The sequence below is a fragment of the Micromonospora sp. D75 genome, assembly GCF_018070405.1.
GTDB lineage: Bacteria > Actinomycetota > Actinomycetes > Mycobacteriales > Micromonosporaceae > Micromonospora > Micromonospora chalcea.
The window spans coordinates 1-6,371 of sequence record NZ_JAGPXV010000341.1 but is presented as its reverse complement, the minus strand read 5'-3'; the positions used below and the strand labels follow the sequence as shown (position 1 = coordinate 6,371).

At 70.2% G+C, this 6,371-nt stretch carries 6 protein-coding genes, 1 pseudogene and 1 riboswitch; of the genes and pseudogenes, 6 read left to right on the top strand and 1 reads right to left on the bottom strand.

The window, feature by feature from the left end; genetic code table 11:
- From KBX39_RS19855 to KBX39_RS19845, 3 genes are all read left to right on the top strand, one after another.
- On the top strand, nt 1-825 hold an 825-nt coding region (locus KBX39_RS19855; protein ID WP_210871910.1), incomplete at its 5' end, for an aminofutalosine synthase MqnE.
- A gap of 7 nt (nt 826-832) precedes the next feature.
- Complete coding sequence (locus KBX39_RS19850; RefSeq protein WP_043327373.1) at nt 833-1,261, top strand: hypothetical protein; 429 nt, start codon at nt 833-835, stop codon at nt 1,259-1,261.
- Nucleotides 1,262-1,287: 26 nt separating this feature from the next.
- The gene (locus tag KBX39_RS19845; protein ID WP_104114439.1) at nt 1,288-1,566 is read left to right on the top strand and encodes a DUF4229 domain-containing protein; all 279 of its coding nucleotides are present in this window, start codon (nt 1,288-1,290) and stop codon (nt 1,564-1,566) included.
- An 89-nt stretch (nt 1,567-1,655) separates the two neighbouring features.
- Here KBX39_RS19845 and KBX39_RS19840 read toward each other — a convergent pair whose 3' ends face one another.
- Nucleotides 1,656-2,996 (bottom strand): C39 family peptidase, encoded by a 1,341-nt coding sequence (locus KBX39_RS19840; RefSeq protein ID WP_210871908.1) that lies wholly within the window; start codon nt 2,994-2,996, stop codon nt 1,656-1,658.
- 207 nt (nt 2,997-3,203) lie between these two features.
- Here KBX39_RS19840 and KBX39_RS19835 point away from each other — a divergent pair.
- The 3 genes and pseudogenes from KBX39_RS19835 to KBX39_RS19825 all read left to right on the top strand — a co-directional run.
- Nucleotides 3,204-4,523 (top strand): annotated as a pseudogene (locus KBX39_RS19835) (M14 family metallopeptidase); the annotation flags it as partial.
- 120 nt (nt 4,524-4,643) lie between these two features.
- A riboswitch (cobalamin riboswitch) is annotated at nt 4,644-4,737 on the top strand.
- 107 nt (nt 4,738-4,844) lie between these two features.
- Nucleotides 4,845-5,777, top strand: coding sequence for an ABC transporter substrate-binding protein (locus KBX39_RS19830; RefSeq protein ID WP_187694676.1), 933 nt, complete (start codon nt 4,845-4,847; stop codon nt 5,775-5,777).
- Nucleotides 5,778-5,854: 77 nt separating this feature from the next.
- On the top strand, nt 5,855-6,371 hold a 517-nt coding region (locus tag KBX39_RS19825; protein ID WP_210871911.1), incomplete at its 3' end, for an iron chelate uptake ABC transporter family permease subunit.

The window sequence follows — 6,371 nt, the reverse complement described above, 5'->3', positions numbered from 1 at the left end:
ACGCTGCCCTGGCGCTACTACCCGAAGGTGCTGCGGGAGCTGAAGGCCGCGCTGCCGAACGTCAACCTCAAGGCGTTCACCGCGACCGAGGTGCAGTGGTTCGAGAAGATCAGCGGGCTCACCGCCGACGCGATCCTCGACGAGCTGATGGACGCCGGCCTGGAGTCGCTGACCGGCGGCGGCGCGGAGATCTTCGACTGGGAGATCCGCCAGCACATCGTCGACCACAACTGCCACTGGGAGGACTGGTCGCGCATCCACCGGCTGGCCCACTCCAAGGGCATGAAGACGCCGTCGACCATGCTCTACGGCCACATCGAGGAGCCCCGGCACCGGGTCGACCACGTGCTGCGGCTGCGCGAGCTGCAGGACGAGACCGGTGGCTTCCAGGTCTTCATCCCGCTGCGCTACCAGCACGACTTCGTCGACTCGGCGGACGGCAAGATCCGTAACCGGATCCAGGCCCGCACCACGATGGCCTCGCCGGCCGAGTCGCTGAAGACGTTCGCGGTCTCCCGGCTGCTGTTCGACAACGTGCCGCACGTCAAGTGCTTCTGGGTCATGCACGGCCTGTCGGTGGCGCAGCTCTCGCTGAACTTCGGCGTCGACGACCTGGACGGCTCCGTCGTGGAATACAAGATCACCCACGACGCCGACTCGTACGGCACGCCGAACACCATGCACCGCGACGACCTGCTGCACATGATCTGGGACGCCGGGTTCCGCCCGGTCGAGCGGAACACCCGCTACGAGATCGTGCGTGAGTACGACGGGCCGCCGTCGCTGGCCGAGCGCCGGTCCGAGCCGCAGCAGGTCTGGGCCTGAGCGGGCGATGAGCGGCGAGGAACAGCAGCGCGCCTTCCCCCGGCGTGACGCCGAGGGGCGCATCCTGACCCTCGGTGACCTGCTCGGCGTGAGCCTCGCCGGCCTGGTCATCGGGGTGCTGGCGCTGCTGGTCTTCGAATGGGCGTTCGCCACCATCGGCGACAGCGGCTTCGGGGGCACGAACGGCTGGCTGGCGGTGATCCTGCCGCTCTGGTTGTTCTGGGACGAGTTCCGGGCCTGGGAGTTCGGCGCCGCCCGGGTGGTGGCGGCGCTGGCCGGCATCGCGCTCGGCGTGCTCGCCGGTCTGCTGGCCGCCGGGCTGGCCTCGGGGCTGCCCGCGCTGTTCACGGGAGCGTTGGCCGCGGCGGTGTTCACCGTGGTCTACGCGGTCGTCTGGTTTCATGGCGTGCACTGGCTGGCCCGGCGTACGGGCTGAGGCACGAAGAGAGTGGGAATGCGGGAATGAGCGCGGCGCTCAAGTACACGCTGGGCCGGATCGGGCTGTTCGTCGTCGTGCTGGCGGCCCTCTGGTTCGTCGACATGAACATGTTCCTGCGGCTGATGCTGGCGTTGATCTTCTCCGCCACGCTGTCGTTCTTCCTGCTCAAGGGCCTGCGGGACCAGATGGCCGGGGAGATGGCGGAGGCGGCGGAGCGGCGTCGCCTGGAGAAGGACCGGCTGCGCTCCGCGCTGGCCGGTGAGGACCAGGCCGAGGCGGACGGCGAACGCCGCGACAGCTGAGCGGACCGGCGGGGCCCGGCGCGCGACGTCGCGCCGGGCCCTTCGCCGTTCACCAGCCGGTCGAGCGGTTCACCGGATGGTCGAGCCGCTCACCAGTTGGTCGAGCCCGGGACGACCGGCCACGGCCGGTCGACCGGCTTGATCAGGTACGCGATGCCGCCCGAGCCGGAGGCCACTGTGCCGTTGGCGCGGTAGCGCTTGGTGCGCAGCCAGATCTGCTCGAACTGCTCCCGCTTGTAGACGTTGCGCACCGCCTCGTTCGAGGAGGACGCGGGGTCGTTCACGATCACGTCGCCCTCGGCGGTGAAGCCGACGATCACGAACAGGTGCCCGGCGGTGCCGTAGTTGGCCCCGTCGAGTTCGCTGGCGAGGAACGACTGCGAGGTGACCACCGGGATGCCGGCCCTGATGAAGCGTTCCGCCTCGTCCAGCGAGTGCAGCCGGGTGACCCGGCCCTCCAGGCCGGGGAAGCTCGCCGCGTACGCGGTGTTGAACGGCCAGTTGCCCGCGCCGTCGTACTCGTAGTCGTAGGTCATCCGGGCGGCGTGGTCGACAGTCGGGTCGGGGTAGGCGGGGTCGACCCAGGAGGTGTCCTCGGCCGAGGGCTTGCGGCCCCAGTACTCGACCACCATCTCCGTCGAGGTGGGTGAGCACCACGCCTCGCCGCCGCCGTTGTACTCGGGGTACTCGCCGATGTGGACGTTCTGCGAGTAGCGCGGCACGGCCAGCTCGGTGCCCCAGGCGATGCCGCCCCGGCTCGGGGTGACGGTGAACCGGTCGGGCACGTTCGACGCCATCGCGCCGACCATCCGCACCTGCGGCGCGGCGGCCTGGCCGGGCGCGCGGTAGAGCGTCAGCCGTAACTGGTACGAGCGCAGCAGCACTCCGGCGTCGGCGTCGTCGATCGAGAACGTGTCGGTCCAGATGCTCGACCAGGGGTCGCCCTGGCCGTCCAGCGTGGACCGCTTGATGTCCTGGTCGCCGGAGGCCCAGCGGCCCATGACGAACCACGGGGTCTGCGCCCCGGTGTTGTACGTGCCGTGCAGCTCGACCTGGATCCAGGTGCCGGCCGGGGTGGCGGCGTTCCAGGACGCGACCATCTCGCTGGCGTCGAAGCCGATCCGCCGCTCGGGCGAGGTCCAGGTGGCGTACTCCCAGGTGCGGGTCGTGCCGGTGTGCTCGTCGGTGAACTCGGTGGTGCCCGCCGGGCGGTCGATGGTCAGCGCGGGGTGGCGGCCCGGTACGGCGCGGGTGCCCTGGTGGGAGCCGCTGCGCCAGTCGGGGAAGCGGGAGAACTCCTGGAACGTGATCTGTTCGTCGTGTGTGACGCCCGGCCGCGGGGCTTGTGCCTGGGCCGGTGCGGTGGTGCCGAGGAGGGTGAGCGCGGTGAGGCCGGCGAGGGCGGCCGCGCGCATGGGTCGTCCGAACATGGCAGCTCCACGGGGAGACGGCATCGTTGCCGTTCACTGTCGCGCCTGGCGGGAAGTTTCGCCAGATGTTCAGGCATGGAAAATCATTGCCGAAGTGACGATCAGGTCGGGATGGCCAAAGAAAAAGACAGATATTGATATGACCATGTGTCTCCTGGTGGAGTGTGCGGACAACGGGAGCTCTCCCGTACCCCCAGGAGGTTGTCCATGGCCTTCCGCACCTCTCCGTTCCGCCGCCGGCTGGCGCTCGCCGCCGCCGTCGGCCTGACCATCGTCAGCGCGGCCGCCGCGCCCGCCGTCGCCCGGCCCGCGCCGGAGGGCTCCGGCGAGCCGGCCACCGTCGCGTACCGGGTGCTCGGCCCCCGCACCGCCGCGGACCGCACCGCGGTCGCCGGCACCGGCGCCGCCATCGACTACTCCGAACACGGTGTGTTGCACGTCACGGCCACCAAGGCCGAGGCGAACGCGATCACCCGGCTCGGGTTCCGGCTCGAGAAGGACGTCGTGCCGGAGCACGACCACGCCGACGGGGGCATGACCGCCAACGCGTTCCCGCCCGCCGACTCGAACTACCACGACTACGCCGAGCTGACCGCGGTGGTGAACAAGGTGGTCGCCGACCACCCGACCATCGCGCGGAAGCTGAGCATCGGCACGTCCTACCAGGGCCGGGACCTGATGGCCGTGAAGATCTCCGACAACGTCGCCACCGACGAGGCGGAGCCGGAGATCCTGTTCAACGCCCAGCAGCACGCACGTGAGCACCTGACCGTCGAAATGGCGATCTACCTGCTCAACCTCTTCACCGACAACTACGGCAGCGACTCCCGGATCACAAACATCGTCAACACCCGGGAGATCTGGATCGTCCCCACCGTCAACCCCGACGGCAGCGAATACGACATCGCCACCGGCTCCTACCGCTCCTGGCGCAAGAACCGGCAGCCCAACAGCGGCTCCACCGCCGTCGGCACCGACCTGAACCGCAACTGGGGCTACCAGTGGGGCTGCTGCGGCGGCTCGTCCAGCTCGAAGTCGTCGGACACCTACCGGGGCCCGTCCGCCTTCTCCGCCCCGGAGACCGCGGCGCTGCGCAACTTCGTCAACAGCCGGGTCGTCGGCGGGGTGCAGCAGATCAAGGCGAACATCGACTTCCACACCTACTCGCAGCTGGTGCTCTGGCCGTACGGGTACACGTACAACAACACCGCCACCGGGATGAACACCGACCAGTACAACACCTTCGCCACCATCGGACGGCAGATGGCGGCGACCAACAACTACACCCCGGAACAGTCGAGCGACCTCTACATCGCCGACGGCACCAGCATCGACTGGATGTGGGGCGCCCACAAGATCTGGGCGTACACCTTCGAGATGTACCCCGGCTCGGCCTCCGGCGGCGGCTTCTACCCGCCGGACGAGGTGATCCCGGCGCAGACCTCACGCAACCGGGAAGCCGTGCTGATCCTGTCCGAGTACGCCGACTGCCCGTACCGGGCGATCGGCAAGCAGAGCCAGTACTGCTGACCTCACCACCGGGTGGGAACCCCGGTTCCACCCCCGCCGGGGTTCCCACCCACCCCCACCGTCCGGACGATCTCCGCTGGTCGTGCGCTACCGTGGCACCGACCGTGCCACAGCGAAGCCGGTGCGAAACCGGCGCTGTCCCGCAACTGTGATGCCCCGTACGCGCGGCGTCGGCCTCCCGCCGGCGCCGACGGACGTGGGACGAGCCAGGTCGCCTGCGGCCCGGTCGCGACACGCGCTCTCGAGGAAGGGCGCCTCGCGGACGGGCCTCTCTTCCTGTCGGCGAAGCACCACACTCCTCGACCGACAGGAGGCTTCATGTCCCGACGTACCCCCCGGCTCTTCGCCACCGCGCTCGCGGCCGGCGTGCTGCTTCTCGGCGGTTGCGCCGAGAAGACCTCGACCGACACCCCCGCCGCCGGCGCCTCCGGCGGCTCGTTCCCGGCCACCGTCGGCAAGCTGACGCTGGAGAAGCGGCCCGAGAAGATCGTCTCGCTCTCGCCGACCTCCACCGAGATGCTCTTCGCCATCGGCGCCGGCAAGCAGGTCACCGCCGTCGACGACCAGTCGAACTACCCGGCCGACGCGCCCCGCACCGACCTGTCCGGCTACCAGCCGAACGCGGAGGCGGTCGCCTCCCGCAACCCCGACCTGGTGGTGATCTCGGACAACCTCAACAAGATCGCCGACCAGCTCGTCGCGCTGAAGATCCCGGTGCTGCAGATCCCCGCCGCGGCCACGCTCGACGACACGTACCGGCAGCTCACCGACCTGGGCACGCTCACCGGCCACCGGTCCGAGGCCGAGGCCGTGGTGCAGAAGATGAAGGACGACATCACCGCGCTGACCAAGGACCTGCCCAAGCGCACCGAGAAGCTGACCTACTTCCACGAACTGGGTCCGGAGCTGTACACCGCCACCAGCAAGACGTTCATCGGCACCATCTACGCGCTCGCCGGGCTGGAGAACATCGCCGACCCGTCCGACGCCGACGGGAAGAACGGCGGCTACCCGCAGCTCTCCCAGGAGGTCATCGTCAAGGCGAACCCCGACTTCGTCTTCCTGTCCGACACCAAGTGCTGCAAGCAGAACGCCGACACGGTGAAGGCGCGCAGCGGGTGGGCCGGCATCAACGCGGTGAAGAACAACCAGATCGTGGAGCTGGACGACGACATCGCCTCGCGCTGGGGCCCGCGCGTGGTCGACCTGCTCAAGGTCATCGTCGACGCCACCGCCAAGGTCCCGGCCTGACAGTGGCCCTACGACAGGCGGACTCCGCCCCGAACCCGGCCGGAACGCCTCGGGCGTCCCGGCCGGGCATCCGGCCGCTGTCCCGCCCCGGGCGGCGCGGGGCGCCCGGCGCGGGCGGCGCCCCGGTCCGGCCCGCCGGGCTACGCAAGCGCTGGCTGCTCGCCGGAGTCGTGGCCGTGCTCGTCGCGCTGGTGGCCGGCGTCTCACTCGGCCCGGTCAGCCTGCCGCCCGGCAGCGTCGCCGCCGAACTGCTCAACCTGCTACCCGGGGTACGCCTCGACAGCGGGCTCACCGAGCGGGAAATCGCGATCATCACCGAGCTGCGGCTGCCCCGGGTCGTGCTCGGCCTGCTCGTCGGCGCGCTCCTCGCCCTGGCCGGCGGCTGCTACCAGGGCGTCTTCCGCAACCCGCTGGCCGACCCGTACCTGCTCGGCGTGGCGGCCGGCGCCGGCTTCGCGGTCACCACGGCGATCGTGCTCGGCGCCGGAGCCGGCGGGGCGCTGACCGGGCTGCCGATCACCATCCCGCTCGCCGCGTTCGTCGGCTCGCTCGGCGCGGTCGTGCTGACGTACCTGCGCGGCGCGGCCGGCGGAC